This is a genomic window from Collinsella sp. CM84Y_54 (assembly GCF_036317945.1).
Lineage (GTDB): Bacteria > Actinomycetota > Coriobacteriia > Coriobacteriales > Coriobacteriaceae > Collinsella.
On the sequence record NZ_JAWQCX010000003.1, the window covers coordinates 308,762 to 329,959 of the forward strand.

Here is a 21,198-nt window from a genome sequence, read left to right on the forward strand (position 1 = left end):
TCGGGTCCGATATCCTGCTCGTAAAACCTAAAACCAAAGGAGTACATTATGATCAAGAAGGTCATGGAGGACTACAAGGTCCTGTTGCGGAGCATTCCCGCGGCAACGGTTTCGCTGTTTTTCGTGAGCGTCATCATGATGAACCTGCTGGCCAACAAAGAGCTCATCAGCCTGCCGTATCTGGCACTCGATTGCGGCTTTGTGGTGAGCTGGGTTTCGTTTTTGTGCCAGGACATGATCTGCAAGCGCTTTGGCGCCAAGGCATCCATCAAAATCTCTATCCTCGCACTGGCGGTCAACCTTGCCGTGAGCCTGTGCTTTTGGGCGTGCTCGCTCACGCCCGGCATGTGGGGCGCGTACTACGATACGGGCATGATCGAGGTCAACAATGCCCTTAACGCCACCATCGGCGGCACCTGGTACGTGGTGCTGGGCTCTTCGCTGGCAATGCTCGTTTCTGCCGTGGTTAACTCCACGCTCAACCAGTCGCTCGGCCGTATGCTCAAAAAGAATAACTTTGCGAGCTTTGCCTTCCGCTCCTATGTGTCCACGGGCGTTGGCCAGTTTATCGACAACCTGGTCTTTGCCATTGTGGTAAGCCACACGTTCTTTGGTTGGACCTGGGTACAGGTCCTTATGTGCTCGTTGACGGGTGCCGTCGCCGAGCTGCTGTGCGAGGTCTTCCTGAGCCCCGTGGGCTACAAGGTCGTGCGCGGCTGGGAGCGCGAGAACGTGGGCGCCGAGTACCTCGAGCGCCACGCAACCGCCTAAGGAGCAAGTATGCGGGTTTTGATCACGGGCGCTTCGGGCGGTATCGGAGCCGCGTGCGTGCAGCGCTTTTTGGACGAGGGCCACGAGGTCGTGGGCTTTGATCTGCTGCCGGCGGCGATCGAACACGAGCGCTACCGCCATCTGATCGTTGATGTCCGCAAGCCGGACTCGTTTCCAGGCGACCTTGAGCCTCAGGTGATCGTGAATGTTGCCGGTACGCAGGATTCGACTGACGACATCGCCGCCAACCTGTGTGGCACCATCAACGTGACCGAGCGCTACGCCTTTGTGGGGGAGGGGCTTGCCGCCAAGCCGGCGCCGGCTATCGAATCCGTGGTCAATGTGGGGTCGGCGAGCGGACATACGGGATCGGAGTTTCCCGCCTATGCTGCCAGCAAGGGCGGCGTTATCGCCTACACCAAGAACCTTGCAAACCGCCTGGCGCCGCAGGCCATCGCCAACAGTGTGGACCCGGGTGGCGTTATCACGCCGCTCAACCGTTGCGTGATGGAAGACGAACACCTGTGGAACCAGATTATGGAGCTCACGCCGCTTAAGCGCTGGGCCACCGCCCAAGAAATCGCCGAGTGGATCTACTTTGTGGGCGTGACCAACCGGTTTATGACCGGACAGAGCCTGCTGATCGATGGTGGCGAGGCCGGCCGCACCCAGTTTATCTGGCCCGAGTAACAAAACGCGCCCGATGGCAAGATTGCCGTCGGGCGCGTTTTTGATGTATCGATTTTTAGCCGAGGCAAGTCCAGTTGACGGGGGTCGAGCCGTGCTGTTCGAGTAGCCGATTGGCTGCCGAGAAGGGGCGCGACCCCATAAAGGCGGGGAGTTCTGCCGTGGCACGGTTAGCCGAAAGCGGTGAGGGGTGCGTGGAGGCCAGGCAGAACTTGCCGGTCGCCTTGCCCGCGTCGGTCGCGGCGAGCTTGCCTTCGACCATCTGCTGGGCAAAGCGGCCCCATGCCAAAAAGACTACCGGCTGGGGCAGCTGGCAGCAGCGTTCGATAACGTAGTCGGTGAGCGCGCTCCAGCCCAGCTTGGCGTGCGAGTTCGCGGCATGCTCGCGCACGGTGAGCGTGGTGTTGAGGAGCAGGACGCCCTGTTGTGCCCATGGGGTTAGGTCTCCCGTGGCGGGAATGGGGCAACCCAGATCGGCTTTGAGCTCCTTATAGATGTTGCGCAGGCTCGGCGGCAACTTGGTTTGCGTCGCAGGGACCGAGAACGACAGCCCCATGGCCTGGTTGGGCCCGTGATAGGGGTCTTGACCCAGGATGACAACCTTGACCTGGTCGGCCGGCGTATAGGCGAGGGCATTGAGGATGTCGTCTTGTGCCGGGTAGATGGTTTGCTCGGCACGCAAAAGGGCGATGCGCTCGAGCAGCTGGTTCGTAGTGTCACGTACCGGCTGCGGCGCATCGCCCAACCAAGTTGCTATGTTGCGGTCGCGGGTTGCGGTGTCCATGGGGCTCCTTTATGGCAGATGCTCTGTTGGCATCTATTGTAAAGGCGTCCGGAGACCTTTATGCCACGGCTGTATGAAGAGTGGGGTCTACGAGACTTGCTCGGGCGTTCCTGCCATGTGGGCGTGGTCGTGAGCGTGCGCATGAAGTCGCGGAAGCTGCACGGTTGCCACTATGACGCCGGTGAGGATGAGAGCGGCGCCAAAGAAGGCGATGGGGCTCAGGACCTCGCCGACCAAGAAGAACGAAAAGACGGCGGAGCAGACCGGCTCGAGCGAGAAGGCGAAGCCGGTGGTCTCAGCGGGCACGTGGGGCTGCACGAGCGTTTGGGTGAAAAAGCCATAGGCAGAGCAGATGAGTGCGAGTGCGACGACGACTACGACCTCGCCCGGCGTGCCGGGAAGCGTGAAACCGCCAAAGACGCATGCGGCAATGCCCGAGAATAAGCCGCCGAAGCCCAGCTGCCAAACGCCCAGAGCCAACGGATCGACTTCTTCGACAAAGCGCTTCGCCACAATGATATGGCCGGCATAGACAAAGGCGGAGAGCAGCATGATGAGCGCGCCCGGGTTCAGGCTGGTGAAATCGGCGCCCGAGAGCAGCAACATACCGCAGGTGACGATGGCGGTGCCGACGAGCACCTTGCGCTCGGGGGCGCGACGCAGCAGGGCTGCGTTGGCAAACGGCACGATTACGACTGTCAGGCTCTGCAAAAAGCCGGCGGTGGAGGCGGAGGTGAGGCTGGAGCCCAGGCACATGCACGTGAGCTCGGTTGCCATGATGGCACCGATGATGGCGGCGCGAACCATAAGGTCGCGGTTGATGCGAAACGCGTGCTTGTGGAAGAGCAGCAGACAGGCCGCAAAGGCGATGATGCAGCGCAGCGCAACGATGCTCGTGGCGTTCATGCTGTCCATGCCGATCTTCATGAGGGGGTACGAAAAGCCCCATGCGACGGGAACAGAAAATGAGAGCGCGATTGCTTTTTTGCGATCCATGGGACTCCTTTTGTTACAGAACGGTTTCGCAAAAAGGATTCTGCTCCCAGATGTGGATGTAGTAAAGCGAATGTATCTTCAGTATGATTAAGAAATGCTAATGTTGGCGGGAAAAGTCCTGGCAAAACGTTTTACAGCTACATCGATGTGGAGGCACGATGGCATCGCGGTATCAGATTGTATGTATGGTGGTCGATTGCGGCAGTCTTAAGGGCGCGGCGGACGAGCTGGGCTATACGCAAAGTGCGGTGAGCCAGGCCGTCAAGGCACTCGAGCGCGAGCTGGGCACCACGATTATCGAGCGCGGAAAGCAGGGCGTTTCGCTTACGCGCGACGGTAAGCAATATCTGCCGTACCTGCGCCAGATCGTGACTGCCGAGGCCGAGCTCGAGGGCAAGCGTCAGGAGCTGCTGGGGCTTTCGTCGACTGATATTCGTATTGCGACGTTTACCAACGTGAGTCGAACCGTGTTGCCGCGCGTGATCCGCGACTTTGGGGCCCTGCACCCGGGGGTACACTTTACCCTTAAGCAGGGCGATTACACGCGCAACGCCCAGTGGGTGCACGATGGCGTGGTTGATTTTTGCTTTACGGCACGCGGTTTTACCGCGGGGCTCGAGAAGCGCGTGGTCTATCACGACGAGTTGGTAGCATTGTTGCCGGCCGCGCATCCGCTGACGGCAAAGGAAAAGGTGACGCTCGCCGATCTGGCGTCCGAGCCGTTTGTGCTGCTGGATGAGGGCGAACAGAGTCTGGTGCTCGATGCATTTGCGGCGCATGGGCTGTCGCCGCATGTGACGAGTGAGGTGACCGACGACTACACCATCATGGCGATGGTCGAGGAGGGCCTAGGCGTGAGTATGCTATATCGCCGTACCGTCGAGGGCATGCGTGCCGATATTCGCGTACGTCCCATCGTGCATGCCCCCTCGCGCGACGTGGTGGCCGCTTGGCGCAGCTGGGACACCATGCCCATCGCCACGAGGCGCTTTATCGACTATATGAGCTCTCATATTGTCAATTAATGACTGGCGTGGCGTTGAGTGCGGTGTTTAGCGGGCTGTCGCTTTGGCTTGGGTGGCGCGATAGGTGCGTGCCGGGTGGCAAAGTAGTACCGCCACGACCATAAAGAACGCCGTGGTGCCCAGGCTGATGGGGTAGACCATCATGATGTTCGCAAAGGTGCGGAAATGCGGGAACACGCAGAACACCCAATAGAAGCGGATGCCGCAGACGCAGATCATGGTGATGAGGGCGGGCGTGAGCGAGATACCAAAGCCGCGCAGGTAGCCTGACATGTTTTCGTAGAACATACTAAAGGCGTACGCCGGGAAGATCGAACACACGCGGATATAGCCGATCGAGACGATGTTGGGATCGCTGTTAAAGAGCGACAAGATCTCGCGTCCCAGGCCGACAATAACGATGATCGTGGTGAGTGCAACGATACCACCTTCGACCAGGCAGACCTTGAGCGTCTTGGTGCAGCGGTCGATCTGGCGGGCGCCGTGATTTTGTCCCACAAAGGTAGTGCAAGCCTGGCTAAAGCTGTTGAGCAGGTTGTAGCACACGTACTCCAGGCTCATGGCGGCGCTCGATGCCGCCATGACCTCGGTGCCCAAGCTGTTGATGGCAGACTGGATGATGATGTTGGCGACAGCAAAGACGGCGCTTTGGATGCCGGCGGGCAGGCCGATCTTGACGATGCGCTTGAGGGCGACGGGGTCGATAGCTAGGTCGCGTAGGGTGACGCGGACGACGGAGTCGGTCTTGAGCAGGCGGATAAAGAGCGTAGCGGCGCTGACGGTGTAGGCGATGGCGGTGGCGATGGCGACGCCCGCGACGCCCCAGTGGAGTATTGGGACAAAGATGAGGTCCAGGCCAATGTTGAGGACGGTGGACACGGCAAGCGCCTGCAGCGGCATGCGGGTGATGCCGACGGAGCGGAAGATCGCGGCCTCAAAGTTGTAGAGCAAAATCGAGGGCATGCTGAGCAAAAAGACGCGTAGGTAGAGTGAGGCGAGCGGCATGGTCTCGGCGGGAACGTTGAGCGCGGCGAGCATGGGCTCGGCAAAGATCTCGCCCAGCGCGATGACGACAAAGCCCACGAGCGCCATTAAAATCGAGGTATGGACGGCGCGCTTGACCATGTTCTGATCGTTGCGGCCGATAGCGTTGGCGATGACCACGTTGGAGCCAAGCGACATGCCAATAAACAGGTTGAGCATAAGACTGGTAAGCGGAACATTGGAGCCGACCGCCGCCATGGCGAGGGTTCCCTGGTCGCCCGAGAAGTTGCCGATGATGACCGTGGCGATGAGGTTCGACAGCTGCTCCAGGATGCTCGTGGCGGCCACGGGGAAGGCGAACAGGGGAATATTGCGCCACAGCGAGCCGGTGGTCATGTCAATGTGCTTAGATACGGTGTCAGCCATATGCTCTCAATCTCTAATATGCTCTTTCGTGCTTATTTGCGCAGATGATGATACTCCTAATCGACTAGTCATTGGGGACGTTCTTAAACGACTAGTCATTCAAGAACGTCCCCAATGACTAGGTGGGGAAGGCGTGCGACAATGGTGGGCGTTGTGTTGTTCGCGCTAAGGAGTTGCCATGTTGTTGTGTCCCGTTTGCCATGAGCCACTGGTGGATGACGAGCGTGGTGTTGCATGCGCGGGCGGACACCGGTTTGACCGTGCGCGCGAGGGCTATCTATATCTGCTGCGCTCATCCAAGAGCGGCGACTCCATGGGTGATCCCAAGTCGCAGGCACGCAGCCGTCGTGACTTTCTGAACCGTGGATACTACGCGCCGTTGCGCGATGCGATGGTCGAGCTGGTGCACGAGCGGGCGGCAGAGCACGGGGCGTCTACGGGCAAGCAGCTGACCTTGCTCGATATTTGCTGCGGCGAGGGCTATTACACGAGTGCCATGGGCGAGGTGCCGGGCGTGGATGCTTATGGTTTCGACCTTGGCAAAGAGATGGTGCGCCTTGCCGCCAAGCGCGGCGATGCGACCTATTTCGTGGCCAACATGAAGGACATCCCCGTGGCTGATGGCGCCTTCGATATGGTGACCGAGCTCTTTGCCCCCTTTAACGAGCGCGAGTTTGCCCGCGTGCTGGCGCCCGAGGGCTCGCTTTACACCGTGGTGCCGGGTGCCCGTCATCTGTTTGGGCTTAAGGAAGTGCTCTACGACACGCCATATCTCAATGACGAGAAACTGCCGAAGACTACCGAGCTCGAGTTGGTCGGAACGCAGCGGGTGTCTGCGAACATTACGCTCCAGACCCAGGCCGACATCGAGGCGGTGTTCCAGATGACGCCGTACTACTACCGCACGCGCCCCGCCGACAAAGAGCGCCTGGCAAATCTGGACACCCTTCAAACCGCCATCGACTTCATCATCGCCGAGTACCGCCACAGCTAACAACCTGCCAAATAGGAACAGGTTTATTTTGGTAGGTTCTATCTGGGCAAACGTAAAGGGCCGACCGCGTTGCTACGCGATCGGCCCTTTTTATTGGCGTATATACCAGAGTCGCTGAGCGATTGACACGGATGCGGCTTAGCTCAAACGGTCCATGCCCTCTTTCTTGACGCGGTTGGCGACTACAAAGTAGATAATGCTGACAATCAGGCCGCTAAAATCGGGGATGCTTGAGCCGGTCCCACCCAAGAGGGGCAGGGAGAGAAGCAGGCTGATGACCGAACATGCTAGGCAGACGATGGACCAAATCCAGACAACGCCAGCCTTGGCGGGATTATTTGCCGCGCGGATGCCAAAGACGGCGGTCACAATTTCGACGACGCCCAATACGATGACGACGATGCAAGAAACGATCATGGTACCCGTGATATCGCCTGCCGCGCTGCCCGCAAAGAGCGCTGTAGCACCCATGCCTGCGCTTAGAATGCCGACGACAAAGAAGAAGAACGATAGGATTTTGAGTAATTTGCAGGCGTTGCTCATGGCTGGTCCTTTCGATGCGGGCGCGGAGAATCAGTCGCACCCAGGTTGTGGCACATATCGTGAAGCACATTGTAGTTCAACGGGGCGATGCATGCGTTTGAAAGCGTCTCTTGCCTGTACGGTCCAACCTTTCAAAAAGGAAAGCTGGACGTAAGCCAAATCGATGGCGGCTCATGTGCGGCGCTGAGATGATGAGGCTGTAACAAGGAGCTGGTCTCAAGGAGGAGCCATGATGTACGGAGCAGGGCAAGTGCGTGAGCCGCGGTCGTTGGGAAGGCGCATGGGTGATTCCGTGATCGCTGCTGTGTGCACGGGATTGATGGCGGTGCTTTGCATTGGGATGCTGTGGGCCATGTCGCATGTGGGACAATAGCGGACGGTTGGGTGCCGACATAAACGGTGCCCTGCGTATTCGTTTTGCTTGTTAAGGAGTGTCCATGGGCGTCGTCGATCCCTTATCTGTTGCTCGGGCCGCGGGGCTTGAGCTGATCGGGAAGCCCGAGGGCCTCACGCTCACCGACGGCACGATGGAGCTGCGCGCCGATTTTGGCCGCATGCTGCCGCGACTCAAGCAGGGCCGTCTACAGCAAGAGCTGTTGGTAAAGGCTGCGCGCACAAAGGGCATCGAGCGACCATGGGCAATTGACGCTACGGCAGGCTTTGGCGAGGATTCGCTGCTGTTGGCGGCCGCGGGCTTTACCGTCGATCTGTATGAGCAGGACTGCGTGATCGCGGCGCTCCTTCAGGATGCTTTGGAGCGCGCGGCGGATGATCCGGCGCTTGCGGCTGCCGTGGCACGCATGTGCTTACATGCGGGCGAGGACAGCATTGCGGGCCTTCGTCAAACCGTCGAGCTGGTCGAGCAGGGCGAGCTCGCAGCACCCGACGTGGTGTACCTGGATCCCATGTTTCCCGAGCGCACCAAGAGTGCAGCGGTCAAAAAGAAGTTCCAGCTCCTACATCATCTGGAGCAGCCATGCGCCGACGAGGAATCGCTGGTCGAGGCGGCGCTTGCTGTGCATCCGCGCAAGGTCGTTATCAAGCGGCCGGTAAAGGGCCCGCTGCTTGCCGGCGTTAAGCCGAGCTATCAACTTGCGGGCAAGGCCGTTCGCTACGATGTTTTGGTGCCGCCACGCCCGTAGCTTGTGTGCGATGGCTGGCGCTCCGTCAGTGCCGTGCCAATGTGGGGTCTATTTCCAAGGGTGCGACGTCAAATGCCAGCCGCCGCAGTATTCGCATTTGTAGCAGGCCAAGCCACGCCGCCCGCGGTTTTCACATTCGGCCATAACAGCCTCGGCCTCGGCGCGCGTGTCGTAACGGTTTTTGCGCTCGCACGACTTGTAGCGCCAGGCCTCATCGCGCTCGGCGTCCAGGGCGTCGCGGCGCTCGTCTTCGCGCGCAAACAGGTCACTCATATCGCCGCCCGTGGCAGCGCCTAAAAACTCGCTTTTGGCTTTTGACCAAGCGGCTCGCTTTTTGCTCCCCATCTGCTTCGCGCCCCTCTCCAAACGTTGGTATCATTGCTCAATCAAAGTGATACCAATAAACGTGAGGCCGCCGCGTGATGATCAGAAAAACCCTCGATACCGACATTCCCGCCGTCATGGCTGTCTATGACGCGGCCCGCGCCTTTATGCGCGCGCATGGCAACGCCACGCAGTGGCCCGAGGGCACGCCTTCTGCCGAGCAGCTGGCTGCCGATATCGCTGCCGGTGGCAGCTATGTGTGTGAAGTCGACGGCCGCGTGGTGGCGACGTTTGCCTTTTTACCGGGCCCGGACGAGTGCTATGACGTAATTGAGGACGGTCAATGGCGTAGCGACACTCCGTACGCCGTGCTGCACCGTGTGGCATCCGACGGCACCGTGCACGGTATCGCGGCTGCGATGTTTGCCTTTGCCAAGGAGCGTGCCGATCACCTGCGCATCGACACGCATCAGGACAACCTGCCCATGCAGGGCGCGAGCCTCAAGGCGGGGTTTGAGCGCGCCGGCATCGTGTATGTGTCCGACGGTACACCGCGTGTTGCGTTTGACTGGCTGCGCGAGGCATAAGAGCGGGGACGCGTATCAACAATTTGCACGAACGAAAATGGCCCCGGGTGGGGCTATTTTCGTTCGCTACGCTGTTTTGCAAGCCGGCTTTCGCAAGGCGCGAACCTACGAAAATCGCCGCGCGGCAACGCAGGGCGATGAGCTCGGTCGGGGGATAGGGCCCGCTTCGCCCGCCGGCCCGTACATTATATCATCCAGTGTGAAGCGTGAACGCCCGTTGCCGCGTGCGATGGGCTCGTAATAAGAGGAGAGCCATGTCGAAGCAAGCGGTCGTTGGAATCTTGGCGCATGTCGATGCAGGCAAGACCACGCTAGCCGAGGCCATGCTGTTCAACGCGGGTCGCATTCGCAAGCGCGGCCGCGTGGACGATGGCGATTCACATCTGGACACGAACGCGATCGAGCGCGAGCGTGGCATCACGATCTTCTCGTCGCAGGCCGTGCTCGAGCATGGCGATACCCGCGTCATGCTCGTGGATGCGCCGGGGCATGTCGATTTTTCTGCCGAGGCGGAGCGCACGCTGCGCGCACTCGACTACGCGATTTTGGTTGTGGGCGCCAACGACGGCGTGCAAGGGCATACCGAAACCCTGTGGCGTCTGCTTGCGCGCTATGACATTCCGACGTTCATCTATATCAACAAAATCGATTTGGAGAATCCCGGCCGCGATGTTTTGCTGGCACAACTTGGGCAGCGTCTTTCTGAGGGGTGCCTGGATGCCAACGAACTGCTGGTGGGTGGGGCCGTTCAGGAGGACGCTGCTGCGTTGGACGAGGCGGCGCTCGAGGAGTTTCTAGAGGTGGGTGAGCTTTCCGTCGCGACGCTGTCACGCATGGTTGCCGAGCGCAAGCTCTTTCCCTGTTTTGCCGGCTCGGCGCTCAAGGACCAAGGCGTGGACGAGCTGCTGGATGGCATATGTGCGCTGATGCGCGAACAGGCATGGCGCCCGGAGTTTGCCGCGCGCGTCTACCGCGTGAGCCGCGGAGATCGCGGCGAGCGCTTGGCATGGGTTAAAGTGACCGGCGGCACGCTGCATGCCAAGCAGATGATTGACGGACGTTCCGGTGCCGAGGCGTGGGAACAGAAGGCCGATCAGGTGCGCATCTATAACGGCGAAAAGTATGAGCTTGCCCAAGAAGTTGCTGCTGGCGGTATTTGTGCCGTGACGGGTCTTGCGCACGTTCGCTCAGGGGACGCCCTGGGCGCGGAGTCCGCGTGCGATGCGCCCATCATCGCTCCGGTCCTCACCTATACGGTGCTTCCGGACAAACATGACGTCCATACGGTGTTCAAAGCGCTGACTGAGCTGGCGGACGAAGATCCCATGCTCGGCGTAAGCTGGAATACGCATCTTGAGCAGATTCATTTGCAGTTGATGGGCGCCGTGCAACTCGAGGTCGTGCAGCGGGTGTTGGCAGATCGCTTTGGCCTTTCGGTTTCGTTTGAGTCTGGCGGCATTCTCTATAAGGAGACTATTTCGCAGCCGGTCGAGGGCGTGGGCCACTTTGAGCCGCTGCGCCACTATGCCGAGGTGCATCTGCGCCTGGAGCCGTTGCCAGCGGGTTCGGGCGTGCAGTTTGGCACCGTGACCTCGACCGACGAGCTCGATCTTAACTGGCAGCGTCTGGCACTCACCAACGCCATGGAGCGCGACCACTTGGGCGTGCTGACCGGCTCGCCCATCACCGATGTGCGCATTACACTCACAGGTGGCCGCGCGCATGCCAAACACACCGAGGGCGGCGATTTTCGCCAGGCTACGTACCGTGCGATTCGCCAGGGACTCATGCAGGCACGTGAGGCCGGCGCGGCGGTACTATTGGAGCCGTGGTACCACTTTGAGCTCGAGGTGCCGGGGGAGTGCGTGGGCCGGGCGCTCTCGGATGCCACGCGCATGGGTGCCGAGTACGAGCCGCCGACGATGGCGGGCGACCGGGCGAAGCTTGTGGGTCGCGTACCGGTATCCGAGGTGCAGGATTACGCGCTGGAGGTGGCTGCCTACACGAGCGGTCGCGGACATCTGTACCTGGAGTTCGCCGGCTATGCGGCTTGCCATGATGCCGAGCGCGTAATCGAGGCTGCCGCCTATGAGCCAGAGGCCGATCTGCCCAACACGCCCGATTCGGTCTTTTGCTCTCACGGCGCCGGTTACACGGTCAAATGGTACGACGTACCCGCCGCGGCGCACGTAAAGGTCGATCCCGCTACCTTCCGCCCCTGGCGAGCAGCAGACGCCGAGTTTTTCGGCCATAGGTGATAGAAGGGCGGCCTTTTGTCACCTGCTGTTGGTATAACTCGGTATAAGTTGGTATAACTATTACCAGGGTTTGCCAATCCGAGGAGGCCGACATGAATCCAAATCCCTTTAAGCCCACGGCTGGCAAGCGGCCTCCGATACTCGTCGGTCGCGAGTCGGTCATCGAAGATTTCGAGGAAGGGCTCGATAATGGCGCCGGAGCGCCGGGTAGGCTCATGCTCATTACGGGAAACCGCGGCTGCGGCAAGACGGTTCTCCTGCGGGAGCTGCAACGTCTGGCCAGCGAGCGCGGATGGGCGGTTGTCTCCGATTCCGCTTCGCTTGGCTTATGCGACCGCTTGGCCGACGCGCTTCGCTCGAATAAACCCGTTGTGACGTCAATGGAGTTCGGTCCGTCGTTTGGTCGGATGTCGGTCGAGGCGGCGCGGGCAAAGGGCGAGACGTTGCGAGGGCTGGTCAACGAGCGCCTTGAGAAGCTCGGTCCAGGCAAGGGCATCCTGTTTGCGATTGACGAGGCGCAATCGGCGTCTATCGAGGAACTGGCGGCTCTTGCCGTTCTCTATCAGCAGGTGCTCGGAGACCAGGATGCCACGGGCTTGCCCGATAGCGACCAGCGCGGTCTTGCGCTGGTGTTCGCCGGCTTACCCAGTATGGTTGACGACCTGCTCGAAGAGCCGAGCGTGACGTTTTTGCGGCGTGCCCAGCAGCGTACGCTGGGGGCGATATCTTTGCCCAAGGTGCGCGATTCATATGTCCGGACGGTCAAAGACGCTGGTCTTTACGTTGACGCGGAGACGGCGGACCTTGCGGCGCGCAAGAGCATGGGGCATCCCTACATGGTTCAGCTGGTGGGCTATTACATGTGGCGGTCTGCTGTCCGGCGTGGCTCGCAGGTCATTGAAGAGCGCGATGTCGAGGATGGTCATGCGGATGCCGTCTCCGAGTTCTACGAAGCGGTTGACGCGCCCCTGTATTACGGGCTGCGCAGTCCGCAACGCCTCTTTATCGAGGCTATGGCTGCTGATGAGGGTAAACCGACGCGCATGGCGGATATCATTGAGCGCTGTGATCGTACCCAGAGCTGGGCGAGTAAATATCGCGCAAGCCTGATTCGCGAGCGCGTCATCGAGGCTGCCGGATACGGCCTCGTCCGGTTTACCGTGCCCATGCTGGGCGAGTATATCCGCGACCGCATTTTATGGCACGAGTAGGGTGATAAAGGTGACGGAACAGAAGATGAGCCCGCAGGCTATCGAGGTGCGTGGCGCGCGTGTCCACAACCTCAAGGACATTGATATCGATATCCCGCTGGGAAAGCTCGTGGGTATTGCCGGCGTGTCGGGCTCGGGCAAGAGTTCGCTGGCGTTGGGCGTCCTCTATGCCGAGGGCTCGCGTCGTTACCTGGAGGCGCTCAGCACCTATACTCGTCGTCGCCTGACGCAGGCTGAGCATGCCCAGGTAGACGAGGTACTGCATGTGCCGGCGGCGCTCGCGTTGCATCAACGCCCCAGCGTGCCAGGTGTGCGCTCGACCTTTGGCACCATGACCGAGCTCAACAATAGCCTGCGTCTGCTCTTTAGCCGTTGCGCCCATCACGTGTGCCCGCACTGCGGGGCGCGCGTGGAGCCGAGCCTTAACGTTGCCGCTGGCCTGTCGCTCACGTGCTCCGCATGTGGTCGCGAGTTCTACGCGCCGAGCGCCGAGGATTTGGCTTTCAATAGTGGTGGTGCGTGCCCTACCTGCGGCGGCACCGGTGTCATGCGCGAGGTGGACGAGGCGAGTCTGGTGCCCGATGAGTCCAAGACCATCAACGAAGGCGCGGTGCTTCCTTGGGGCACGCTCATGTGGGACCTGATGAAGCAAGTTGCCGGTGAGATGGGCGTGCGCACCGACGTGCCGTTTAACCAGCTCACGCCTCTAGAGCGCGACATCGTGTTCCATGGTCCGGCGGTTAAAAAGCACATTCTCTACGTTCCCAAAAACGGCGAGGGCGCCACGCCGCTCGACTTTACCTATTACAACGCCGTCTATACCGTTGAGAATGCGCTTGCCAAGGTTAAGGACGATAAGGGCCTCAAACGCGTTGCACGCTTTTTGCGCGAGGGGCCATGCCGTGACTGTGGCGGCACGCGTCTCTCCGAGGCCGCGCGCCAGCCCCAGGTGCGCGGTATCAATCTGGCACAGGCCGCGGCCATGACGCTGGGCGAGGCGATTGAGTGGGTGCGCGGGGTGCCCGCATCCTTGCCGGCCGAGATGCAGCCCATGGCGACGGATATCTGCGATTCGTTTTTGAGCACGGCTCGTCGTCTGGTCGACCTGGGTCTCGATTACCTTTCACTCGACCGCGCCGGTGCCACGCTCTCCACGGGTGAGCGCCAGCGTGTGCAGCTCGCCCGCGTGGTACGCAATCGATCGACGGGCGTGCTTTATGTGCTGGACGAGCCCTCGATCGGCTTGCATCCGGCAAATGTCGACGGCCTGGTTGGCGTGATGCGCGACCTGGTAGGCGACGGCAACACCGTGGTTGTTGTCGACCACGATACGCGCGTACTGGCGGAAGCTGACTATCTGGTCGAGATGGGCCCCGTTGCCGGAGCAGGTGGCGGTAACGTGATCGCTGCAGGTACGGTGGACGAGGTCGAACAATCGCGGGGCAGCCGCATCGCCCCGTTTTTGCGCGCAGAGTCCAAGCGCATGCGTCCGCAGGTGACTGACGAGGAAATGTTCGACCAGGGACATATCCGCATGGCAACCGATGCCATTCATACCGTAAAACCGCTCGAAGTCGATATCCCGCGCGGCCGTCTCGTCGCGGTGACGGGCGTTTCGGGCTCGGGCAAGACGACGTTGGTGCTCGAGACACTCATCCCGGCACTTAAGGCACAGGCAGCTGGCGAGCGTCTGCCAAGACACGTGCGTTGGGTCGATGCCGAGGGTATTGCCCGCGCAAACCTGATTGACGCCACGCCCATCGGCGCCAACGTGCGCTCGACGGTCGCAACCTATGCCGACATCCATGACGAGCTGCGTCGTGCCTTCGCCCGCACGCCCGAGGCCAAGGCAGCCGGCTACAAGGCGGGTGCCTTTAGCTACAACACCGGTGCCTTGCGCTGCCCTACGTGCGATGGCACGGGCTCGATATCGCTCGATGTGCAGTTTTTGCCCGACGTCGAGGTCGTCTGCCCGGCATGTCGCGGTTCGCGTTATGCGGACACGGCTTCGCGTATCCATCGTGAGGGCAAGGACGGGAGCTTGCTTACGTTGCCGCAGCTCATGGACATGAATGTGGACGAGGCTATCGACGCCACGGTGGGACTCAAGAAGGTTCAGGCGCGCTTGCAGACCTTGCACGACCTTGGCTTGGGCTATCTCACACTCGGTGAGCCCACACCGGCGCTTTCGGGCGGCGAGGCGCAGCGTCTTAAGCTTGCGAGCGAGATGGGCCGCGTGCAGGACGATGCCGTATTCGTGTTCGATGAGCCCACGATTGGCTTGCATCCGCTCGATGTTCAGCTACTGCTGAGTGTGTTCGACGGCCTTGTTGCCAAGGGCGCCACGGTTATCGTGATCGAACACGATCTCGACCTTATCCGCAATGCCGATTACGTGATCGACATGGGCCCGGGCGGTGGCGACGCGGGCGGGCAAATCGTCTGCGCCGGAACGCCGGCGGATATCGCAGCTTGCTCCAAGAGCATTACCGGTCGCTACCTATAGGCAATGTGACAAAGGGACTGTCCCTTTGTCACATGTTGGCGAAGCCTGTTTGGCGCAGGGCCTCGTAGAGGACGATGGCGGCGCTGTTGGAGAGATTGAGTGCGCTGATGCGGTAGTCGTCCGGATTGACGAAGTTGCCGCAGATATCCTGCTTAAGGATGGCCTCATGGCCGTCCTCGATATGCCCGAGTGATTCCTCGTGGGCTTCCCATGCCTCGGCGTTATCGAGTGAGTCACAATCGCGCAGCATCGGGATGCGCTCGCAGCGCTCGGGCGCCGCGGCAAGAAATGGCTCGGGAATGCCCGAGCTCTCGCTGCCAAAGACCAAGTAGTCGCCATCGCGGTAGGTGCTCTGCGCATAGGTGCGGCGTGCCTTTTTGGTCAGCAGATGCAGGCGGCCATCGGCAGGGGAGAGGTCGTTGCGCGCAAGGAAATCCTCCCAGCCGGCATAGGTCGTCACGTCCAAGTTTTGCCAGTAGCCCAGTCCGGCACGACGCACCGTCTTGTCGTCGAGCGAAAACCCCAGCGGCTCCACCAGATGCAGGCGGGCGCCGGTGACCACGCAGGTGCGGCCGATATTGCCCGTATTGGCCGGAATCTCGGGCGCATACAGCACGATATTGAACATGAATCTCCTTGGCTCAGAACGAAAAACCACCACGAAGGGCACCTTCGTGGTGGTTTGGCGGTTACGTAGGCGGAAAAATACCCGCTTGGATAAACCTAGGCGCGGTGCCAGTCGGTCAGGCAGGCATCGAGGGAGGCGATGAGCGCGTCCTTGTCCATGTGACGGCCGATGATGCACAGGCTCGTCATGCGGTCGCCCGTCTCGTCGTCCCAAATCTGCATGATCTCGGGGTTCTCGTCGATGATCTTCTGCTTCTCGCCCTCGGGTGCCGAGTCAACGAACAGGCCGTTCTCCATCAGGCGCATCTGGTGGCCGGCCTGCTCAAACATGTAACACATGTCCGGATTGCCGGTCTGCCACAGCGGACCCTTGACGCGAATGACCTCGTCGGGCCACTCCTGCTCAACAAAATTGGTGAACTTCTGCAGGTCAAACGGCTTGCGGCGCGAGTAAACAAAGGTCTCGATGTCGTACTCGAGCACCTCGGGGTCGTCGTGCTCCTCGGGATGCTCCATGGCCTCGATCCAGGCGGCGGAGTTGTAGGCGCGCATAAAGTCGAAACGGTCGGTGTCGAGCAGCTCCTCCATGGGGACCTCGCCGTTTTTGGCCTCGACGATCACGGCGTCCTTCTGCAGGCTGCGCACGATGGCCTTGAGCTCGGCGATCTGCTCGGGGCTCACGGTATCGGTCTTGTTGAGGATCAGCGTGGAGCAGAACTCGATCTGCTGGATGAGCAGGCTCTCGATGTCGTCCTCGTCAATATCCTCAGCCAGCAGGTCGCGACCGCCGTTGAACTCGTCGTACATACGGGCGCAGTCGACCACGGCCACGATGTTGTCGAGCGCAAGTTTAGGCTCGCCGCCCACCTTGGCCTCGTCGCAGAAGCTCGAGATGGTGTAGGCGATGGGAATAGGCTCACAAATACCCGATGCCTCGATGATGATGTAATCGAAGTTGCCCGAATCGGCGATGCCCTGCAGCTGGTTGGCCAGGTCATCCGAAAGCGTACAGCAGATGCAGCCGTTGGTGAGCGGGATGAGGTCGTCGGTCTCGGAAAGGCCGCCGTCGGCGATGAGGCTGGCGTCCACATTGATCTCGCCGATATCGTTGACGATCACGGCGGCGCGGATGCCGCCGTCGTTAGCGAGGATGTGGTTGAGCAGCGTGGTCTTGCCGGCACCGAGGTATCCGGTAAGCATGATGATCTTCACGGGTTTGTTGGGCATGTGCCCTCCTTTGTTAGACATGGCTTACAGTTGAATCTTATGCCAAACGCCTGCTCTTATACCCACGCGCCGGCAAATAACACAAGCTACTCCCAGGCTCCCCATACATCGGGGCAATAACCGACGGTGGCCTTTTTGCCGCTACGCACGATGGGCTCGGCTAGAACCTGCTGATTCTCGAGCAGTTTATCGAAGCGCTGACTGGGGGTGAGGTGCTGGATGAGCGCGAGCGTCTCCTCGTCCTTGGCCTTGGGGTTGAGCAGCTTGTCGATGCCGCCGACCGCTTGCATTACGCTCGTAAGCTCGCCCTTGCTCATCTCCTTTTCCTTAAGGTCGATAAACTGCACCTTAATGCGGCGCTCCTTAAAATAGCGCTGGGCCTTCTTGGTGTCGAACGACTTCTTAGTCCCGAAGATTTGAATATTCATGGCCCCGCCGCTCTATCGAATGAAGTTGGTCGTTGCGCGATCTGCCTCGGGCGCGTTGATACCGGCGGCTTGTCCCGCCTCGATGCAGCGCAGGAGCCAAGCCATGTTTTTGCCGATGTTTCGCATGGTGGCAAGGCCCTCGGCATCCCCATCGGCGTCGCCGGGCACGCGGCCAAACACGTTGTTCCAGTAGGTGGAAGCAACCACGGGCATTTGGTTGATGGTGAAGTACTTGTTGAGCACGTCGAAGGTCGTCGACGTACCGCCGCGACGGGCGACGGCGACGGCAGCGCCCGGCTTGTGTGCAAAGGCTTTGCCTCCGGCATAGAATGCGCGATCGAGGGCCGAGAGGATGCGTCCGCTGGGATGCGCATAGTAGACGGGCGAGCCAAAGACAAAGCCGTCGGCCTGCTCGGCGGCAGCGATGAGCTCGTTCACCACGTCGTCATCAAAGGTGCAGCGACCGCCAAGCTTGCCGCATTGGCCGCAACCGATGCAATCGCGAATGGGCTTGGCGCCCAGCTGAAACACCTCGGTATCAATGCCTTCTACATTAAGTTGCTCTGCGACCTCGGCGAGTGCGCGGGCGGTGTTGCCGTTTGCCTTGGGGCTGCCATTGACTAAAAGAACCTTCATCACAAACTCCCTCTGCTTTTGGTGACTTCTGCAGAGGATTATCGCACGATGGGGGAGGCGGCGCGGGCGCGGCGCTAATCCAGTTTGGTACCTGGCACCTGCACGGCTTTCCCGAGCAACGCTTTGAGCTCGTTCAAAATGGAAACGGGTTGACGGTCGACGCCGTCCAGATGGAGCGTGGCCACGCGAATGGGCGGCTGATATTCAAGCGAGCCGATGAGCACGGGAGTACCCAGGAACCGTTCGATGTCGCTTGCGATCTCGTCGATTGCCTCGGGGCCGAGCTCATCGAAGAGTGCCACGAACATCGGCCCCGTTGAGCGGAACAGGCGGCCCTTGCCGCGCGAACAATCCATGAGGCAGGCGGCGCTTTCGGCGAGCACACGGTCGCCTGCATCGAATCCAAAGCGGGCATTGACCTCGGCGATATCGTCGACCTTAATGGCAATAAAACCTGCCTCGTGCGGCACGTGGCGCATCTCTCCAATAGCGTTGACCAGTGCGTGGACATCGCCCAGGCCCGTTACTGAGTCGGTCGTATCCGCTAGGCTTCGGTTGACGATAATGCCCACATACATGCTGGGCTCGGTATCGGTGCCGTCCAAGCGGTAGCCCGTGCAGTCGCAAAGCACGTACGCTCCGGTGGCATCCATTACGCGATACTGCATGTAGTGGAAGTGCCACGCGCCGTTTATCACCATGTCGAGCTCGGCGCGTACGTTGTCGCGGTCCTCGGGATGAACGCGGGCGAGCCACATGTCGAGTGAGTTAAAAGGGTGCTGGGAGGGCAGGTCAAAATCGCGCACGGCGTTAACCGACCATTGCGATTCGCCCGTATCGAGATTGAGGATAAACGGATAGCGCGTCTCGGAGCTCATGGAGATCGCTTGGAACACCCGGTCGTTGCAGGGAAACTGATCGACGATTGGGCGTTGCGGCGCGTCATCGTCTTTCGGTTGCTGCACACGATGCATAAGCTTATAGCGATACATCTTGCGATCGGCATCCATCGTCATCTGGCGACGCGTGTCGCCGGCAAGTGGATCGACGCGCGAGCAGCCAAAGCTAAAGCTGCCGATCATGGGCGCCTTGCCACCTGAGCTCGCCTCGATCAGTCCGGCACGTACCTGCTCCAAGCGCTGCTCGAGTTCAGTCTCGTTTGCGGAGAGCGAGATGAGCACAAACTCGTCTCCACCGATACGGAACAGCATCTCATCGTGCTCCATGGTTTCGGAGAGCGTGCGGCAGATACCTAGAATATAGCGATTGCCTTCGGCGTGGCCAAACCTATCATTGCAATGTTTGAGATGGTCGATGTCAATATAGGCGCAGGTGAAGGGGTCGCCTTTGCGCCAGAGTTGCTCGACGTGACGGTCGAATCCGTTGCGGTTGCCCAAGTTGGTGAGCGGATCGATATAGGCGTTGCGCTCAAGCAGCTGGCGCTCTTGTTGCAGGATGGCATGCGTCTTTTGCAGTTGCTCACCAACGGCGCGTAGCTCAGCAGGCAGCGCGGCAACATCGAGTTCGGCGGTCGAGATGCCATTCGCAAGTCGCTGAAGATAGGCAATAATCGATTGCTCGCCCATGCGGTATGACTCGTTCATGATGGATAACCTCCTTGGGCGGAACAACGGTTTGTATCATATCCCCAATTCGGTTTGAATTAGGGATATAAGTTAGCTAATGGAGACAAATGTCCCCTTCGACGGTGGCGTTTTGCGTGCGAACGTATCAGTTGTTATTGCCACCATCGAGCAATGCCTCAAAATCCTTCGCCGGCATGGGGCGGTAGTCGAGGAAGCCCTGAGCGTAGCGGACGCCCATTTGTCGTAGCATGTTCGCCTGCTCATTTGTCTCGACGCCTTCGACCACGACGGGCAGATGGAGCGACTGCGCCATTTCGAGCATCGATGAAATGATTTGCGTACTGCGGCCTTGATCGCCGTCGACGGGTGCAATCTGCCAAATGTGCTTGTCGAGCGTCACCATAAAGCCGCTTTCCTCGAGTGCGGGGATATGGGTGCACATGCTGTGGGCGGCTATCATTCGACAAGCGGTAGCGCGATGATGCGATGTTCGATAAAAATGCGACTGGGACGATATATGTTGACGGGTATACTTGTCCCGTTTTAAAACGCAGGAACGGAGATGGTCGCATGGCACAGCCAAATATGACGCGCACGGTGGGGCTGGCGCTCGAGGGGGGCGGCTACCGCGGTATGTATACGGCGGGCGTGCTCGACGTTTGGATGGAGCACGGTTTGACCTGCGACCATATGGTGGGCGTCTCGGCGGGCGCGGCGTTTGGCTACAACTTTAAATCGCGCCAGATCGGCCGCGCCATTCGCTACAACAAGGCCTATTGCGCCGACAAGCGCTATGCGAGCGTGACCAGCTGGCTGCGAACCGGCGATATGTTCAATGCCGACTTTGCTTATCACGAGGTGCCTATCGAGCGCGATCCCATCGACTTGGAGGCGTATCGCGCCTGCCCCATGCGATTTACGTGCGTGTGTACCGATATCGAGACGGGCAAGGCCGTCTACCACGACCTGCCCTATGGCGACGAGAGGGATATCGAGTGGATCCGGGCATCGTCGGCGATTCCTGTGGCGACGCGTCCTGTTGCCATTGAGGGCCGTAAGTACCTGGATGGCGGCGTGGCTGATTCCATTCCCAGCGCTTGGTTGTTTGCGCAGGGGTATGACCGCAATATCGTGGTGCTCACACAGCCGGCGGGCTTTGTGAAGCAGCCCAACAGTGTGATGCCCATGCTGCGGCGCGTGTTCCGTCACTACCCGGAGTTTGTCGCAGCGCTTGAGCATCGGCATGAGGTCTACAACGCCACGCTCGATGACTTGGCGCGTCGCGAGGCTGCCGGCGAAATCTTTGTGGTGCGGCCGAGCGAATCGGTGAAGGTACCGTCGCTGTGCCGCGAACCGGATGAGCTCGAGCGCATCTACCAGGTCGGCCGCCACGATGCGGAGGCGACCTTGCCGGCGTTGGAAGCGTATCTGGCGGGGTAGGGCAAACTGCCGTGGA

Annotated in this window: 21 protein-coding genes; 10 read left to right on the forward strand and 11 right to left on the reverse strand. The window is 60.2% G+C overall.

Translation table 11 applies throughout. The features are described 5' to 3' along the window. Positions 1-48: 48 nt before the first annotated feature. Positions 49-771 carry a VUT family protein gene (locus V2391_RS06535; protein ID WP_233539641.1) on the forward strand — a complete coding sequence of 241 codons (723 nt, stop codon included), beginning with the start codon at positions 49-51 and terminating at the stop codon, positions 769-771. 9 nt (positions 772-780) lie between these two features. Further along, complete coding sequence (locus tag V2391_RS06540) at positions 781-1,461, forward strand: SDR family NAD(P)-dependent oxidoreductase (RefSeq protein WP_329738678.1); 681 nt, start codon at positions 781-783, stop codon at positions 1,459-1,461. Positions 1,462-1,516: 55 nt separating this feature from the next. On the opposite strand, the gene V2391_RS06545 is transcribed toward V2391_RS06540, so the two are convergent. Continuing rightward, complete coding sequence (locus tag V2391_RS06545) at positions 1,517-2,242, reverse strand: uracil-DNA glycosylase (RefSeq protein ID WP_329738679.1); 726 nt, start codon at positions 2,240-2,242, stop codon at positions 1,517-1,519. Positions 2,243-2,329: 87 nt separating this feature from the next. Beyond that, positions 2,330-3,238 (reverse strand): DMT family transporter, encoded by a 909-nt coding sequence (locus V2391_RS06550; RefSeq protein ID WP_329738680.1) that lies wholly within the window; start codon positions 3,236-3,238, stop codon positions 2,330-2,332. Between the two features lie 158 nt (positions 3,239-3,396). Between V2391_RS06550 and V2391_RS06555 the strand changes: the two genes are divergently transcribed. Then, positions 3,397-4,263, forward strand: coding sequence for a LysR family transcriptional regulator (locus tag V2391_RS06555; RefSeq protein ID WP_329738681.1), 867 nt, complete (start codon positions 3,397-3,399; stop codon positions 4,261-4,263). Between the two features lie 27 nt (positions 4,264-4,290). Here V2391_RS06555 and V2391_RS06560 read toward each other — a convergent pair whose 3' ends face one another. After that, positions 4,291-5,673, reverse strand: coding sequence for an MATE family efflux transporter (locus tag V2391_RS06560; RefSeq protein WP_022093969.1), 1,383 nt, complete (start codon positions 5,671-5,673; stop codon positions 4,291-4,293). 178 nt (positions 5,674-5,851) lie between these two features. On the opposite strand from V2391_RS06560, the gene V2391_RS06565 reads away from it, so the two are divergent. Next, positions 5,852-6,667 (forward strand): putative RNA methyltransferase, encoded by an 816-nt coding sequence (locus V2391_RS06565; protein WP_329738682.1) that lies wholly within the window; start codon positions 5,852-5,854, stop codon positions 6,665-6,667. A 138-nt stretch (positions 6,668-6,805) separates the two neighbouring features. On the opposite strand, the gene V2391_RS06570 is transcribed toward V2391_RS06565, so the two are convergent. Further along, positions 6,806-7,210, reverse strand: a complete 405-nt coding sequence (locus V2391_RS06570; RefSeq protein ID WP_329738683.1) for a hypothetical protein — start codon at positions 7,208-7,210, stop codon at positions 6,806-6,808. A 437-nt stretch (positions 7,211-7,647) separates the two neighbouring features. On the opposite strand from V2391_RS06570, the gene V2391_RS06575 reads away from it, so the two are divergent. Further along, the gene (locus tag V2391_RS06575) at positions 7,648-8,352 is read left to right on the forward strand and encodes a class I SAM-dependent methyltransferase (protein WP_329738684.1); all 705 of its coding nucleotides are present in this window, start codon (positions 7,648-7,650) and stop codon (positions 8,350-8,352) included. Between the two features lie 48 nt (positions 8,353-8,400). Here the strand turns inward: V2391_RS06575 and V2391_RS06580 are convergent, their stop codons facing one another. After that, positions 8,401-8,697, reverse strand: coding sequence for a hypothetical protein (locus tag V2391_RS06580; RefSeq protein WP_329738685.1), 297 nt, complete (start codon positions 8,695-8,697; stop codon positions 8,401-8,403). Positions 8,698-8,774: 77 nt separating this feature from the next. On the opposite strand from V2391_RS06580, the gene V2391_RS06585 reads away from it, so the two are divergent. The 4 genes from V2391_RS06585 (at position 8,775) to V2391_RS06600 (ending at position 15,238) form a co-directional block, all read left to right on the forward strand. Next, positions 8,775-9,263: an N-acetyltransferase gene (locus V2391_RS06585; RefSeq protein WP_329738686.1), complete on the forward strand. Its 489-nt coding sequence runs from the start codon at positions 8,775-8,777 to the stop codon at positions 9,261-9,263. A gap of 254 nt (positions 9,264-9,517) precedes the next feature. Continuing rightward, positions 9,518-11,521: a translation factor GTPase family protein gene (locus V2391_RS06590; protein ID WP_329738687.1), complete on the forward strand. Its 2,004-nt coding sequence runs from the start codon at positions 9,518-9,520 to the stop codon at positions 11,519-11,521. Positions 11,522-11,613: 92 nt separating this feature from the next. Then, the gene (locus tag V2391_RS06595) at positions 11,614-12,732 is read left to right on the forward strand and encodes an ATP-binding protein (protein WP_329738688.1); all 1,119 of its coding nucleotides are present in this window, start codon (positions 11,614-11,616) and stop codon (positions 12,730-12,732) included. Between the two features lie 25 nt (positions 12,733-12,757). Next, positions 12,758-15,238, forward strand: a complete 2,481-nt coding sequence (locus V2391_RS06600; RefSeq protein WP_442878002.1) for an excinuclease ABC subunit UvrA — start codon at positions 12,758-12,760, stop codon at positions 15,236-15,238. 28 nt (positions 15,239-15,266) lie between these two features. Here the strand turns inward: V2391_RS06600 and V2391_RS06605 are convergent, their stop codons facing one another. The 6 genes from V2391_RS06605 to V2391_RS06630 form a co-directional block, all read right to left on the reverse strand. Beyond that, positions 15,267-15,866: a tRNA (cytidine(34)-2'-O)-methyltransferase gene (locus V2391_RS06605; RefSeq protein ID WP_329738690.1), complete on the reverse strand. Its 600-nt coding sequence runs from the start codon at positions 15,864-15,866 to the stop codon at positions 15,267-15,269. 95 nt (positions 15,867-15,961) lie between these two features. Further along, positions 15,962-17,092 carry a GTP-binding protein gene (locus tag V2391_RS06610; protein WP_329738691.1) on the reverse strand — a complete coding sequence of 377 codons (1,131 nt, stop codon included), beginning with the start codon at positions 17,090-17,092 and terminating at the stop codon, positions 15,962-15,964. Between the two features lie 86 nt (positions 17,093-17,178). Continuing rightward, positions 17,179-17,520 (reverse strand): arsenate reductase family protein, encoded by a 342-nt coding sequence (locus V2391_RS06615; RefSeq protein WP_329738692.1) that lies wholly within the window; start codon positions 17,518-17,520, stop codon positions 17,179-17,181. A 12-nt stretch (positions 17,521-17,532) separates the two neighbouring features. After that, the gene (locus V2391_RS06620) at positions 17,533-18,156 is read right to left on the reverse strand and encodes a flavodoxin family protein (RefSeq protein ID WP_329738693.1); all 624 of its coding nucleotides are present in this window, start codon (positions 18,154-18,156) and stop codon (positions 17,533-17,535) included. Between the two features lie 74 nt (positions 18,157-18,230). Then, complete coding sequence (locus tag V2391_RS06625; protein ID WP_329738694.1) at positions 18,231-19,760, reverse strand: diguanylate cyclase domain-containing protein; 1,530 nt, start codon at positions 19,758-19,760, stop codon at positions 18,231-18,233. Positions 19,761-19,887: 127 nt separating this feature from the next. Further along, entirely contained in the window at positions 19,888-20,184 is a 297-nt protein-coding gene (locus tag V2391_RS06630) for an EAL domain-containing protein (RefSeq protein WP_329738695.1), read from the reverse strand. A gap of 128 nt (positions 20,185-20,312) precedes the next feature. On the opposite strand from V2391_RS06630, the gene V2391_RS06635 reads away from it, so the two are divergent. Further along, on the forward strand, positions 20,313-21,182 hold the full coding sequence (locus tag V2391_RS06635; RefSeq protein ID WP_329738696.1) for a patatin-like phospholipase family protein: 870 nt from the start codon (positions 20,313-20,315) through the stop codon (positions 21,180-21,182). Positions 21,183-21,198 lie beyond the last annotated feature (16 nt).